Source organism: Nostoc sphaeroides (genome assembly GCF_003443655.1).
In the GTDB taxonomy this organism is placed as follows: domain Bacteria; phylum Cyanobacteriota; class Cyanobacteriia; order Cyanobacteriales; family Nostocaceae; genus Nostoc; species Nostoc sphaeroides.
In genome coordinates this window covers 3,485,091-3,499,182 of record NZ_CP031941.1, presented here as the reverse complement: position 1 = coordinate 3,499,182, position 14,092 = coordinate 3,485,091, and the positions used below count along the sequence as shown (strand labels likewise).

Below are 14,092 nucleotides of genomic sequence, written 5' to 3'. Positions count from 1 at the left end.
CGTTGCAGTTTTATTTCGTAATCTCTTCCCCCTATAAGATTACCTATTTATTTTTCTCTCTCCTTCTTGGCGTCCTTGGCGTCCTTGGCGGTTCGTAAAAAAAAGAATAGGTATTCTTCGGAGAATCTCTTAGCGTAAGTCTCGAAGACAAGGATAATAAAAGTGGTTCAAACTAGTCTAAATCCTCAGATAACTCCAGCTTCTGAAACTGAACCAAGCTATGGACAATTGTTTGCCGTATTTGTGCGAAGATTTCCTTGGTTTCTAGCAGTATTAATTACTTCTATTGCTATTGCAGGCATGGTAACTTTTAAAACCAAACCTACTTATAAAAGTTCCATGCAACTGCTAGTAGAACCAAACTATCAAGGTAAAAAAGAAGGAGCGGGGGTAGACAACCAATTTACCGACTCTAATGTGGTCATCGATACTGCAACCCAGCTTAACTTAATGCAGAGTTCAGGACTCATCCAAAAAGCAGTTGATAAACTTCAGTCTGATTATCCAGATATAAGTTCAGGTGAAATTAAAGCTTCCTTAGTCTTAACTCAATTAAGGAGCAAAGAAGATAATGTCGCTACTAAAATATTTCAAGTAGAATATACTGCTGGAGATCCAGAAAAAACACAAAAAGTTCTGGGCGCAATTCGACAAGTTTATGTGGAATATAACAAACAACAACAGAATTCGCGGTTACAAAAAGGTCTGCAAATTATCAGGGAACAGTTAAGTAAAGCCAGTGAAGAAGTAAACGCGGCTGAGACAAATTTACAAAGGTTCCGCAGAAATCAGAACTTAATTGATCCAGAGTCACAAGCCAAAGCGATTGAGACAGCTTTAAATAATATTGCCCAAGAAAGACAGACAACTCGTGCCCAATATGGCGAAGCATTAGCACGCCAAAAATCTTTGGAAGAACAACTTAACCGTTCTCCCCAAAATGCTCTAGTTGCTTCTCGTCTGAGTCAATCTACTCGCTATCAAGGTTTACTGAACGAAATTCAAAAAAGCGAACTGGCACTAGCACAGGAACGCTTACGTTTTACAGATCAAACTCCGAGTGTGCAAAAGCTCAAAGAACAGCTTCAAAGCCAGAAGGAATTATTGCAACAAGAGGTAGGAAGAACTTTAGGCGAAAAGTCTGCTGGTGCATTCACGAATGGAGACTCTCTTCTCGAAAAAGGACAGCTTGGCCAAATTGATCTCAGCCTAGCTGGTCAGTTAGTAGAAACGCAGACAACTATAGTTGCTTTAACTGCTCGCGATCAAACTTTAGCCCAAAAAGAAAACGAGTTGCGTTTTGAAATCAAACGCTTCCCGCCTCTTTTAGCTTATTACAATCGGATGTTACCGCAGTTGCAATTTAGCCGTGAAAGGTTAGAGCAACTTTTAAGAGCAGAACAGCAATTGCGGCAAGAACTTTCCAAGGGTGGATTTAATTGGGAAGTTGTGGAAGAACCTCAAAAAGGCGGACAATTAGGCCCCAATCTCCAACAGAACTTGCTGTTAGGTGCTGTGGTTGGGTTTATGTTAGGAGGCATTGCTGCCTTTATTCGAGAATCGGCTGATGATGCAGTTCACACTACTGCTGAGTTGGAGAAGCAAATGGCTATGCCGTTGTTGGGAACAACTCCCAAATTACCGCCAGCCAAACCCAAAGAATCAATGATCAAATTGCCTTTTGGTAAGCCAGAAGTTCTCGCGCCCTGGACAATTCAGGTATTGCAATCTCCACCGCGTTGGGAATCGCTGGATCTGATTTACAAAAACATTGAACTTTTAAATACTGTTGCTAACCTGAAATCTTTGATGATTACCTCAGCTTTAGCTGATGAGGGTAAGTCGGCTTTGGCGTTGGGTTTGGCGATGAGTGCTGCCCGTTTACATAAAAGGGTACTGCTGATTGATGCCAATTTACGCGATCCCAGTCTGCACGAACAACTGAATCTTCCTAATGAACAGGGGCTTTCAACTTTATTGGCGAGTGATGCAACTCTACCCAACCAGATTAGTCTTCAATACTCAGGTTCCGCCTACATCGATATTTTGACCGCTGGCCCCAGACCTGCTGATCCAGCTAATCTGTTGAGTTCCCCTCGGATGATAGAATTAATGGCAGCATTTGAGGAAAGCTATGATTTGGTACTCATAGATGCTCCCCCAGTTCTCGGCTTGGTGGATGCTATGCTCACCGCATCATCTTGTCGTAGCGTGGTTATGGTGGCAAGCATTGGGATTGTGACGCGAAGTCAGCTTAGTCAAGCTACAGCCATGCTGAGTAAGTTAAATCTGATTGGGGTTGTAGCTAATGGGGTATCAGACTCTAGTAGTAATTACGTACCTTATATCAAACAACAGCAATTAGCTCTGCGGCAAGCTGTGGAAAAGTAGTTAGTAGGGCGACGAAAGATCCCCGACTTCTTAGAGAAGTCGGGGATCTTTCTCGTTTCTAGCCTCTGGCTGGAAATGCATTAAAAGCGGCTTTGCCGCGAGTAAGGGAGGCGGAGCCTCAATGAGGGGCATTCCCAGTCGGAGACTGGGAACGAGGTAAACTCTCAATACGGTTCGCGGTTCGGTTAAGGCAAGAGACGCGATAAATCGCCGTCTCTACAAAGGGCTGATTATTTTGTCCAAAGTCCAATAGATTTTGATGAACAAAATTTAATTTTATTGCTATCAGGAAAATTTCAGTATATTTATGCTATCTTTATGGGTTATCAGAGAAATCACTGGCTCTTTAAAGAGTAAATAAAGAATTTATTTAAGCGATCGCTATTTCTACATACTCTTATATTCTAGATATTAAAGCACCTTCATAAAGGCTAGAAGACAATAGGGGACTGGTTTTGTTAAATATATCGATACAATCAACACCAAGCGTGCAATTAAACGTCGATATAGATTCATGGGTAATTTACCTCTACATTTTTCTACTGTCAGTAGTTACCGGAAAATACTGATTGCTCATGAATATTGATAGTAACGTTGATTTGTACACCTCTACACCGCAGAATTCTGCACAATGTGTGCTTGGCTGAGTGGCAAATAGTAATAACATATTTTGCCCTCAATTATCTCCAATTTGGACTGACAACAAGATTCGGATTTGGGTCTTTGGCATTGATAGCCTTTGATAACGCCTCAGCAATTCACTTTTGTATAAACCCAAAGACATTATGACAAGTTCAATAATCCCAACTCTAGAGAATTTATATGATGTAACCCAGGAACACCAAGATAATGGTGGGTACTGCACACTCCAGTGGCGACGGGGTAAGCTGTTGGTGAAGCCGCTTGGACATGTGAAACAACCATATCTGCCTTCATTAAATAGTAAGCGATCGCTAGTAGAATGCTTACAACATTCTCCGGTAAGTTTGGTAAGCATAGATCCCAAATTGGGTGAGGCTTTGCTCAGATTTTGGGCAGATGCATGTGAAGAAGCTGAAAAACCAATATTCCTAAGCATAGCCGCTAGTAATAAACTGTCTAACCAACCCTTCTGGCGACTAATTGATTGGATTGCTGCTTTGGTGTTATTGCTATTAGTAAGTCCAGTCATGTTGGGATTGGTTGTGTTCATGCAGGTTTACTCGCCAGGGGCAGTTTTTTGCCATGAGTGGCGTGTTGGAGAACGAGGTAAACTGTTTCGGACAATGAGGTTTCGCACGCAAAACACCACACCATTAGGGCGTTGGATAGGTAAATTCAGTCTCGATAATCTGCCACTGTTATTTAACGTGCTGCGGGGTGACATGAATTTGACCGGATCTCGTTGTTGGACTTTAGAAGATGCAGTACAGCTAAATAAATTACCAGAAATTAAAGCTTCGTGGGAAGTAGAAGCACAATCTCACTTGTTACATCTAGATAGCCAAACACTGTAATTTATCTGTGCGGTAATTGATGGTTTCATCTACCGCACTGAGGCTAAATCGGTCTATCTACCTTGCCAAACTATTATTATAAAATCGATGCATTTCCAACTTCCTCAAAAACTTCGGAGTCTGCTTAAAGCTTCTAGCTTCTGGCAGGATAACTATTTACTATTGCGAGAATTTAAACACTTTCGCAAGATTGTAATTTTAGCTCTGATATTCTCGATTCTAGCGGCAACTTTTGAAGGTGTAAGTATTGGTTTTTTACTAACATTTTTGCAAAGCTTAACTAGTCCCGATGCGAAACCTGTCCAAACAGGAATAGAATGGTTTGATAATTTAGTATTGGGGGCAAATACATCGGCAATTAATCGTCTGTACCGAGTATCTTCGCTGATTTTGTTGAGTACTTGGTTACGTGTTGCCTTCAATTACTTTGGACAAGTCTATACTGAATTATCTCAACTGCATTTTGGCGATCGCTTACGTAAGCAAATTTTTGAACAGTTACAATCCTTATCCTTAAGTTACTTTGCCAAAACTCGTTCTGGTGAACTAATTAATACAATAACTACAGAAATTGAAAGGATAAGACAGGGTTTCAGTGGCGCAGCCTTTTTAATAACTAGGGGAATCACAACTTTTGTCTACTTGATTTCAATGTTTTTGATATCATGGCAACTGACTGTAATTTCAGCATTACTATTTACACTTTTAGGTGTAGGTTTATCTAATCTCAATGCCAGAGTCAGAGAATCAAGTTTTGGCATGACAACTGCTAATGCTAATTTTACATCAACAGCCATAGAATTTATTAATGGCATTCGCACAGTTCATTCTTGTGGCACTCAAGAATTTGAGCGCCAGCGTTATTACAAAGCTAGCGATAAGGTAGTAAGCACTACAACTAAAGTTGTATTCACTTGGACACTTGTTAAACCAATTGCCGAAGGCGTAGCTACTACGGTGTTGGTGGGAATGATTATTTTGGCATTCACTAGCCTGGTTAGCAATGGAACGCTACAAGTTGCTTCTCTGCTAACATTTTTCTTTGTCCTATTTCGCTTCATCCCGTTTGTTCAAGATATTAATGGCACTAGAGCATTTCTCAATACTCTACATGGCTCGGCAGATAACATTAAGAATCTGCTCAAAAGCGATGATAAACATTATTTTCAGAATGGAAAACTTGAGTTTAAAGCCTTAGAAAGAGCAATAAATTTAGTATCTGTAGATTTTGGATACGATGAGAAAAATATAGTCTTGCATAATGTTACCCTAACCATTGAAAAGGGGAAAATGACTGCATTAGTCGGAGCTTCTGGTGCTGGTAAAACAACTCTTGCTGATTTAATTCCCCGATTTTATAATGCTACAGAGGGAAATATTTATATCGATGAACTTGATATCCGGCTGTTTGAAATTAACTCTCTCCGTCGTCAAATAGCTGTCGTCAGTCAAGATACTTTTATCTTCAATACTGATGTTTGGCAAAATATTGCTTATGGTACTCCACAAGCCACTAATGAGCAAATTCAAGAAGCTGCTAAACTAGCCAATGCGCTGGAATTTATTTTAGAAATGCCCGAAGGTTTTAATACCCAATTGGGAGATCGGGGTGTTAGATTATCTGGAGGACAAAGACAGCGAATTGCTATCGCACGGGCGCTACTAAGGAACCCAGAAATTTTGATTTTGGATGAAGCAACTAGTGCCTTAGATTCTGTATCTGAGCGCTTAATTCAAGATTCATTAGAAAAGCTATCTGTGGGTAGAACAGTAATTGCGATCGCTCACCGTCTTTCTACTATTTCTAAAGCCGATAAAGTCGTAGTGTTGGAAGCAGGGCGGATAGTAGAACAGGGCAAATATCAAGAATTACTCGGACGTAAAGGCAAGCTTTGGGAATATCACCAGATGCAATACTATAATTCGTAATTCGTAATTCGTAATTCGTAATTTTTAATTTACAAAATATAAATTACGAATTTACTCCATACTCAATTATTTATATAAAAAGGAAAAATAAATGGTAAATTTAGGCTATCATACTGCTAAAATTCAGGGTAGATTTAATCGCTCCTTATATAAAGCAGCCCTTTCTCAGATTGTCAGTATTCCGATAAAACAAACTCGGCAAGTTCCGATAAGTGTCTATGCTTTATCATGTGAACGTGATTTACCAGAACAAGTAGCAAGTATTCGCTCATTCATTCGTCATGTCGGCATTCCAGATACATTCGCTGTAGTTTCTGATGGCAGTTACACTGAGTCTAGTTGTAATTTACTCCGCCGCGTCCATCCCTGCGTTAAGGTAATACTTTTACAAAACTTCCTAAGAACGGATTTACCTCAATGTGTTCTTGATTATGCCCAACTGCATCCAATGGGCAGAAAATTGTCGGCATTAATGTCAATTCCTGTTAATGGAGCTACGATTTACACTGATTCAGATATTTTGTTTTTCCCCGGCGGGATTGACTTAATTGATTTGAGTAAGTCGGACGATAAATATTCGCTTTATCTACCTGATTGTTCTATGTCACTAGACGATCGCATTATTTATGATGATTCTGAAAAATTAAATCCAGTCAATGGTGGATTTATATTATTTAGGCATGAATTTGACTGGAGTTTTGCTATCGAACGTTTAGCAAATCTTCAAGAAACTCCTACTTATTTTACTGAACAAACAATTGTCCATTTGACAATGCATCACAATCATGGTGAGCCTTTATGCACAAATAAATATGTTCTAAATGTAGAAGATCAGTTCATTTATCCAGATAAATCTGCAAGTAAAAACATTGCTCTCAGACATTATGTGAGTGATGTTAGACACAAATTTTGGTTTAATGTTGGCATATAATTTTGATGAACTTAAGCCTCTATTTAGATGAGGAATGCAGTTAGTAATAACGTAAAAAATGGTGGTTAATGCTTAACTCAATCAATGATGCCAAGCGAAATGACGAACAATTGGACAGAGGTATTTTTGAAGAAGACTTAATTTATCAATGCTCCAATTTCGATGTAGGCGAGGGCGGAGGTGTTGAAACTTATTTAGCTTCTCTGTTTGAACATCGACCACCTGAAGTTAGCGATCGCGTGATAAGATCGCTTCAGAATGTTGACCAAAGCCAGTTTAAGCTGCTGCACCTCCACAGCCCAGATTTACTCTTGCAGCTTACAGGCGAGTGTCCTACGGTTTTCAGCGTTCATAATCACTCATTGTACTGTCCTAGCGGCACAAAGTATTTAGCAGGACAGCGAACAATCTGCGATCGCAACTTCTCTTACTTAGGTTGTACCTGGGGTAAATTAGCAGATAAATGTGGTAGCCGTAGACCATTAAAAACTTTTAAAGAACTTCAAATTACTCATCAGTTATTAGATGTCTTAAAAAAGGTAAAAATTACTTTTGTTGCTAATAGCGAATACGTGCGTCAAGAGTTGATTAAAAACGGTGTAAACCCTGAGCAGATTGTAACATTACATTGTGGTATTTCTATACCAAAAATAACAACTGCACGTCTAAGTTTAGATATCCATCAAAATCATAGAATTTTGTTTGTTGGACGAATTGTTTCTGACAAAGGTTTGGAATGGTTACTCAAAACCTTAATACATACTAATCCGCAAATTCAACTTGATATTGCAGGTGAAGGCTGGGAACGACCACGGTTAGAAAGGTTAGCGAATACACTCGGATTAAGTAACCGAATTACTTGGCATGGTTGGTGCGATCGCAACACATTAAATAACCTTTACGAACAGTGTTTTGCAGTCATCTTCCCTAGTGTTTGGCCTGAACCTGCCGGTCTTGTAACTCTAGAAGCATACTCTCGTTATCGACCTGTAATTGGTAGTGCAGTGGGAGGGATTCCAGAACATTTACGAGATGGAGAAACGGGTATTCTTGTTCCAGGGAATGATATCAAAAAGCTAGCTGATGCGATTCATGATTTGTATGGAGATTATGAAAAAAGCCGACACATGGGCGAACAAGGTCATGCTTTATTAATGAAAGAATTTACCATGAATGCTCATGTGAATAATCTCCGAACAATTTATGCAAAAACAATAGCTGAATTTCCTTCTAGAGGGAAACAAATATATAGCCTTTCTCAAGGGAAATAAGCTTAGTTTGGTACACAAAATTGTCTATTTTTTACCTATTAAATATAAAGGAAAAAACTATGTCATTGTCTCAACATTCTCAACAGCCTTTAGTTAGCGTTATTATCCCCACCTATAATAGACCAGAGTATCTCAAGCAAGCGATCGCTAGTGCTATAAAGCAAACTTATCAAAATATCGAAATTATTGTTTCTGATAATTGTAGCCCAGAAAATCCTCAAGCACTTGTCGAATCTTTTGGTGATTCACGCATCAGATTTTGGCGGCATCAGCAAAATGTGGGGATGATTGCTAATCAGCAACATGGCTTCAAAATGGCGCAAGGTAAATATGTTGCTAGTCTCCATGATGATGATATCTGGAATGAAGATTTTTTAGCAAAGCTAGTACCACCTCTAGAAGCAAACTCTGAGTTAATTCTCGCTTTTTGCGACCAATATATTATAGATGCAGATAGCATAATTAATCATGCTGGAACTGAAGAAAATACACGCGGTTATAAGCGAGACAAACTAGCAAAAGGAATTCATCAACCTTTTTACAAAATTGGATTGGTAGATAAAAGCATACCCACTGCTGCATCTTGTGTGATTCGTAATAATATTATCGATTGGGATAGTATGCCCTCAGAAGTTGGCGGGATGTGGGATTTATATTTAACTTATCTCTGTTGTATATCTGGTTACGGTGCTTACTATTATCCAGAAAGATTGACGCGATATCGTGCCCATGAGCAAACTGATACCATGCTCAGTGGTAGTCGAGATATGCAGGCAAAAATCCGCAAAGCTAAAAGCGAAATGTTTTGTTATCAAGTCTTTATGGAAGATGCTCGGTTACAGCAATTTAAAAGTTACTTTCAACAGAAATGGTTAGAAGCTAATACTACTTTAGGAATTGGCTTGCTACGAAGTGAACAGATAGCCGCAGCACGTCCTTATTTTTGGCAGGCGTTGAATCAACAAAGATTTGATGTGCGAACTGTGGCTGCACTTACTCTCAGTTTTACTCCGCGTTTTTTCGCAGACAAATTAATAGGGGTATCTAAATAATAGAGTAATAGTGTCTGAATTGTAATTTTTTTTTAACGAACCGCAAAGGACGCAAAGGACGCAAAGAGAAAGAAACCTTATCTAAAATTATTTCTTTGCGGCTCTCTTTGAGGTTTTATCATTAAGCAAGGTAGTGTATGAAACTTTGTATTGTTACTCATAAAATCAAAAAAGGTGATGGTCAGGGGCGGGTAAATTACGAAGTTGCTCAAGAAGCAATTTGTCGTGGTCATGAATTGACATTATTGGCTAGTGAAGTCGCACCAGAATTAGAAGATAATAGCCAAGTTAATTGGATTAAAATTCCAGTTAAAGGCTATCCGACAGAATTTGTGCGGAATTTTATATTTGCCCAAAAAAGTGCAGATTGGTTACGTCAACATCGCTCTGAGATTGATTTAGTTAAAGTCAATGGCGCAATTAATCTGGCTGCGGCTGATGTGAATGCTGTACATTTTGTCCACAGTTCATGGTTGCGATCGCCTGTTCATATTTCCCGCAATCGCCGCGATTTATATGGTTTCTATCAATGGCTATTTACGGCTTTTAATGCCCGTTGGGAAAAACAGGCTTTCCAAAAAGCGCAGGTTGTCGTAGCGGTATCCGAAAAGGTAGCGCAGGAATTAGTCAATATTGGTGTGCCGCGTTCTCGCATCCGCGTAATTATCAATGGCGTTGATTTAGAAGAGTTTGCCCCTGGTGAAAGCGATCGCCAAAAATTAGGTTTACCGGAAAATGTCACCTTAGCACTGTTCGCTGGAGATATCCGCACACCGAGAAAAAATTTAGATACGGTGCTGCACGCCTTGGCGAAAGTTCCCGATTTACATTTGGTGGTGGTGGGACACACTCAAGGTAGCCCTTTCCCAGAATTAGCAGCATCTTTAGGGTTAAGCGATCGCGTGCATTTTGTGGGATTTCGCCGTGATATCCCCCAAATTATGCAAGCAGTAGATTTATTTGTTTTTCCTTCCCGATACGAAGCTTGCAGCCTCGTATTGTTAGAAGCACTTTCTTCAGGGCTGCCTGTAATTACTGCCACAGCCACCGGAGGCGGTGAGTTGGTGACACCAGAATGTGGCATCGTCTTATCCGACTCAGATGATATTAATGCTTTAGCTGTGGCGTTGATGTCCTTGGTGAGCGATCGCGCCCTCATACAGCAAATGGGCAAAGCAGCTCGTTCTGTGGCAGAAAAACATAGCTGGACTACTATGGCACAAACTTATGTGGATCTATTCGAGGAGTTAAGCAAGAATGCGGAACACCGTTCTGATACCGACTTATCGCCGTCCACAAGACCTATCACGCTGCCTTTTGGCGCTACAGGAGCAAACTAAACCCGTTGATCAGGTGATAGTTGTTGTCCGTGACACGGATGCAGAAACTTGGCAATTTCTAGCGCAATTAAACGCGCCCAATCTGCCACTGCATACCGTAAAAGTCACACAACCGGGGGTAGTAGCAGCCCTCAACGCCGGACTAGCAGCAGTGGAGGGCGATATTGTTTCCATTACTGATGATGATGCCGCACCCCACCCGGATTGGTTAGAGCGCATCGCCGCTTACTTTACCTCTGATAGTCGCCTCGGCGGACTTGGCGGGCGTGATTGGATATACCACGGTAGCAAATTAGAAGACGAATCCCGCTCAGTAGTGGGACAGTTGCAATGGTTTGGGCGAGTGATTGGCAACCATCACCTGGGAGTAGGAGAACCCCGCGAAGTCGATATTCTCAAGGGCGTAAACATGAGTTTTCGTAAAGAGGCAATCGGACAATTGCGCTTTGACGAGCGGATGCGCGGCACTGGAGCGCAAGTACATTTTGAAATGGCATTCACTCTAAGATTAAAACGGGCTGGTTGGAAGATAATTTATGATCCTAATGTTGCTGTGGATCACTATCCAGCAAAACGTTTTGATGAAGATCAGCGAAATAATTTTAATGAAATTGCCTTTATTAATTTAGTCCATAATGAAACTTTAGTTTTGCTAGAGCATCTGCCATTTATCCGCCGGATTATATTTTTATTCTGGGCAGTATTCGTGGGTACATGTGATAGTTTGGGTTTCGTTCAATGGCTGAGATTTTTACCTAGCCAAGGGCAGTTAGCAGGGAAAAAATTGTTAGCATCCTGGCGGGGGCGTTGGCAAGGATATAAACAATTCGTAATTCGTAATTCGTAATGAATTTAATTTCTTTTTAGCTCTAGTAGTCTGTAAAGCTTCTTCTTAGTTTTAGTTCCCAGTTAGAACCTGGGAATTAAGACGGGTGGGCTGCTGTCTCCAGAGAGCCAGTAATCCAAAATCTAAAATCTAAAATCTAAAATTGAATGAATTCTAGACAGATACTTTTCAATAGTTTTTTACAAGAAAGCTATTCTCCTGAGGAGCGATCGCAACAGGGTTGGATGGCGATCGCAGGCTTTATATTACTAACTGTAGCTTGCTATTTTGCTGGTGCTACTGCCGCATTACGCCTAATTTACCCAGTGATGGCTTTAGTAGTAGCCATATTTTTATACTTGCGGCATCCCATTCTCTACATCAGCTTTACCTGGTGGATCTGGTTTCTCACGCCCTTAGCTACCCGCTTGGTTGACTATCGGGTGGGCTGGGATGCTACCCGTCAGATGCTCATAGCACCTTATTTAGTGGTATTTGTCACCATCGCAACATTCTTGCGACACTTTCCCCGCGCCTCACGTCAAGGGGGGTTGCCGTTTGTTTTGGCTTTTATCGGAGTCTTCTATGGCTTTTTAATCGGTCTGATTTATAACCCACCGATCCCAGTAGCACGCGGACTGTTAGATTGGCTCAGTCCAATTATTTTCGCTTTTCACTTATTTATAAACTGGCGAGATTATCCCAGTTATCGCCAAAATATTCAGCGAACTTTTCTTTGGTCTGTGTTAATTTTAGGAGCTTATGGCGTATGTCAATTCGTAGTAGCTCCTGAATGGGATAGGTACTGGCTCATCCAATCAAAACTATTCATGAGTTCTGGAAACCCTGTACCTTTCGGAATGCGCGTCTGGAGTACATTGCACTCAGTTGGCCCCTTTGGTTCCGTCATGCAAGCTGGGTTGCTGTTGTTATTTACCAGTTCAGGAAACTTAATTTTTCCTGCTTCAGCCGTTGGTTACTTGTCCTTCCTGTTGACACAAGCACGTACTAATTGGGGAGGCTGGTTATTAGGAATAATTATGATCGTGGGTTCAGTCAAAACCCGGATTCAAATGCGCTTAATCATCATAATTGTGTTAATGGCAATTTGTGTTGTGCCATTGACAACCATCGAGCCAATTGCTGGGGTTGTAGCAGCCCGTTTGGAAACATTTTCTAATCTTGAAGATGATAACAGTTTTAAAGATAGATCGGGAAGTTATGACAAAAACCTTGGTTTAGCCCTTTCTAATGGTCTAGGTAACGGGTTAGGAAATATTTGGAAAGTTAATGAAAAAACTGGTCAAATTGAAGTAGTGGTAATTGATAGTGGCATTTTAGATATGTTTTTCACCCTTGGTTGGTTTGGAGCCATCTTTTATATGGGTGGATTACTTTTGTTAATTATTAGTGTCAGCAGTTATGGAGAAGGTCGTTTCGATAGTTTTATCAGTGCTGCCCGCGCTATTGGTATCAGTTCTTCTACACAGCTAATTATCGGTAGCGGCATGTTAAGTGTGGCAGGGATGATTCTTTGGGGATTTTTAGCTATGGCTATGGCAGGACATAAGTATTATCAAAATCAAAAGAATTCATTAAGTAGTCATTAGTCATTAGTCATTAGTCATTAGTCATTAGTCATTTGTCATTTGTCATTAATAGGATTCCTATAGATTATGAAAGCAATTATTGTAATGCCACTAGCCGAGCAACGAGGTGGCGGTGAAATGATGCTTTGGGATTTGGTGCAGCAAGGGCGTAATGCTGGTGTTGAGTGGCTGGTGATATTTTTAGAAGATGGCCCGATGGTAGAACAAGTAAAGTCCCTTGGCATTGATGCGCGAGTTGTAGAAAGTGGACGTTTACGCCAAATCCACCGTTTTATTGCCGCCGTTTTTCGGATAGCTGCGATCGCCCGCCATGAACGTGCAGATATAATTGTCAATTGGATGTGGATCACGCATATATCTGGAGGTTTGGCGGCAATACTGGCAGGATTACCTGCTGTGTGGTATCAGCTAGAAGTACCTAGCGATAAAACTTGGTTAGTACGAATCGCTACTTTAATCCCAGCCCGTGCAATTATCACTCTCTCCCAAGATGGCAAGCAAGCACAGGCAGAGATTTGGCCTCACAGACCAACACCTTTGGTTTATCCTGGTGTTGCATTAGACCGATTTGAGCCTAATGCTTTACCAACTCCAGAAGAAGCACGGCGAAAACTGGGCTTACCTTTACACGGGCCATTGATTGGAATTGTTGGACGATTGCAACGATGGAAGGGAATGCACGTACTGGTGCAAGCGATGCCCAAAATTTTACAGAAGTATCCTGATGCTCATTGTGTAGTAGTTGGCGGTAAGCACGATTTAGAACCAGATTATGAGGACTTCTTAAAAGCTGAAATTGCCGCCTTGGGCTTGAAAGAGCAAGTAATTATGGCTGGGCTACAACGTAATATCCCGGAGTGGGTGCAGGCGATGGATGTATTCGTTCATGCATCAGATAAAGAGCCATTTGGGATTGTGATTATTGAGGCGATGGCGCTGGGTAAACCTGTGATTGCTGGTGATGCAGGCGGCCCGACGGAGATTATTACCGATGGCATGAATGGATTATTAACACCTTATGGTGATGCAGAGAAATTAGCGATCGCAATTCTCCGTTATCTTGATGAGCAAGAATTTGCCCAAAGTGCCGGAGTAGCTGCAAGACAACGCGCCCTCGATTTCTCAACGCAAAATTATGCTCAAAACTTTATTAGTGTACTTCGTTCTGCTAAGGCTTGATCCTCCCTAACCCTCCTTTTTAAGGAGGGAATTTAAAACCTGGTTTCCAGCAAGAGGCTGGAAATGC

The 14,092-nt window shown here is 40.9% G+C and carries 10 protein-coding genes; all 10 read left to right on the top strand.

The window, feature by feature from the left end; all coding sequences use genetic code 11:
- Positions 1-162: 162 nt before the first annotated feature.
- Positions 163-2,391 (top strand): GumC family protein, encoded by a 2,229-nt coding sequence (locus tag D1367_RS15335; RefSeq protein ID WP_118167212.1) that lies wholly within the window; start codon positions 163-165, stop codon positions 2,389-2,391.
- Positions 2,392-3,176: 785 nt separating this feature from the next.
- Positions 3,177-3,887 carry a heterocyst development glycosyltransferase HepC gene (gene hepC, locus D1367_RS15330; RefSeq protein WP_118167211.1) on the top strand — a complete coding sequence of 237 codons (711 nt, stop codon included), beginning with the start codon at positions 3,177-3,179 and terminating at the stop codon, positions 3,885-3,887.
- Positions 3,888-3,974: 87 nt separating this feature from the next.
- Positions 3,975-5,816, top strand: a complete 1,842-nt coding sequence (hepA, locus tag D1367_RS15325; RefSeq protein ID WP_118167210.1) for a heterocyst formation ABC transporter subunit HepA — start codon at positions 3,975-3,977, stop codon at positions 5,814-5,816.
- A 91-nt stretch (positions 5,817-5,907) separates the two neighbouring features.
- Positions 5,908-6,747 carry a hypothetical protein gene (locus D1367_RS15320; RefSeq protein WP_118167209.1) on the top strand — a complete coding sequence of 280 codons (840 nt, stop codon included), beginning with the start codon at positions 5,908-5,910 and terminating at the stop codon, positions 6,745-6,747.
- 68 nt (positions 6,748-6,815) lie between these two features.
- Complete coding sequence (locus tag D1367_RS15315; protein WP_181984846.1) at positions 6,816-8,018, top strand: glycosyltransferase family 4 protein; 1,203 nt, start codon at positions 6,816-6,818, stop codon at positions 8,016-8,018.
- Positions 8,019-8,077: 59 nt separating this feature from the next.
- Positions 8,078-9,070, top strand: coding sequence for a glycosyltransferase family 2 protein (locus tag D1367_RS15310; protein WP_118167208.1), 993 nt, complete (start codon positions 8,078-8,080; stop codon positions 9,068-9,070).
- Between the two features lie 137 nt (positions 9,071-9,207).
- On the top strand, positions 9,208-10,410 hold the full coding sequence (locus D1367_RS15305; protein ID WP_118167207.1) for a glycosyltransferase family 4 protein: 1,203 nt from the start codon (positions 9,208-9,210) through the stop codon (positions 10,408-10,410).
- Positions 10,328-11,257, top strand: a complete 930-nt coding sequence (locus D1367_RS15300) for a glycosyltransferase family 2 protein (RefSeq protein WP_118167206.1) — start codon at positions 10,328-10,330, stop codon at positions 11,255-11,257. Before D1367_RS15305 ends, D1367_RS15300 begins: the two co-directional genes overlap by 83 nt.
- A 146-nt stretch (positions 11,258-11,403) precedes the next feature.
- Positions 11,404-12,846 carry an O-antigen ligase domain-containing protein gene (locus tag D1367_RS15295; protein ID WP_118167205.1) on the top strand — a complete coding sequence of 481 codons (1,443 nt, stop codon included), beginning with the start codon at positions 11,404-11,406 and terminating at the stop codon, positions 12,844-12,846.
- A 66-nt stretch (positions 12,847-12,912) separates the two neighbouring features.
- Positions 12,913-14,025 (top strand): glycosyltransferase family 4 protein, encoded by a 1,113-nt coding sequence (locus tag D1367_RS15290; protein WP_118167204.1) that lies wholly within the window; start codon positions 12,913-12,915, stop codon positions 14,023-14,025.
- Positions 14,026-14,092: the final 67 nt, after the last annotated feature.

Bases quoted from the DNA above. Each gene is read 5' to 3' on its own strand.
- D1367_RS15295 (WP_118167205.1), top strand. From the start codon at position 11,404: ATGAATTCTAGACAGATACTTTTCAATAGTTTTTTACAAGAAAGCTAT.
- hepA (WP_118167210.1), top strand. From the start codon at position 3,975: ATGCATTTCCAACTTCCTCAAAAACTTCGGAGTCTGCTTAAAGCTTCT.
- hepC (WP_118167211.1), top strand. From the start codon at position 3,177: ATGACAAGTTCAATAATCCCAACTCTAGAGAATTTATATGATGTAACC.
- D1367_RS15320 (WP_118167209.1), top strand. From the start codon at position 5,908: ATGGTAAATTTAGGCTATCATACTGCTAAAATTCAGGGTAGATTTAAT.
- D1367_RS15315 (WP_181984846.1), top strand. From the start codon at position 6,816: ATGCTTAACTCAATCAATGATGCCAAGCGAAATGACGAACAATTGGAC.
- D1367_RS15305 (WP_118167207.1), top strand. From the start codon at position 9,208: ATGAAACTTTGTATTGTTACTCATAAAATCAAAAAAGGTGATGGTCAG.
- D1367_RS15310 (WP_118167208.1), top strand. From the start codon at position 8,078: ATGTCATTGTCTCAACATTCTCAACAGCCTTTAGTTAGCGTTATTATC.
- D1367_RS15300 (WP_118167206.1), top strand. From the start codon at position 10,328: ATGCGGAACACCGTTCTGATACCGACTTATCGCCGTCCACAAGACCTA.
- D1367_RS15290 (WP_118167204.1), top strand. From the start codon at position 12,913: ATGAAAGCAATTATTGTAATGCCACTAGCCGAGCAACGAGGTGGCGGT.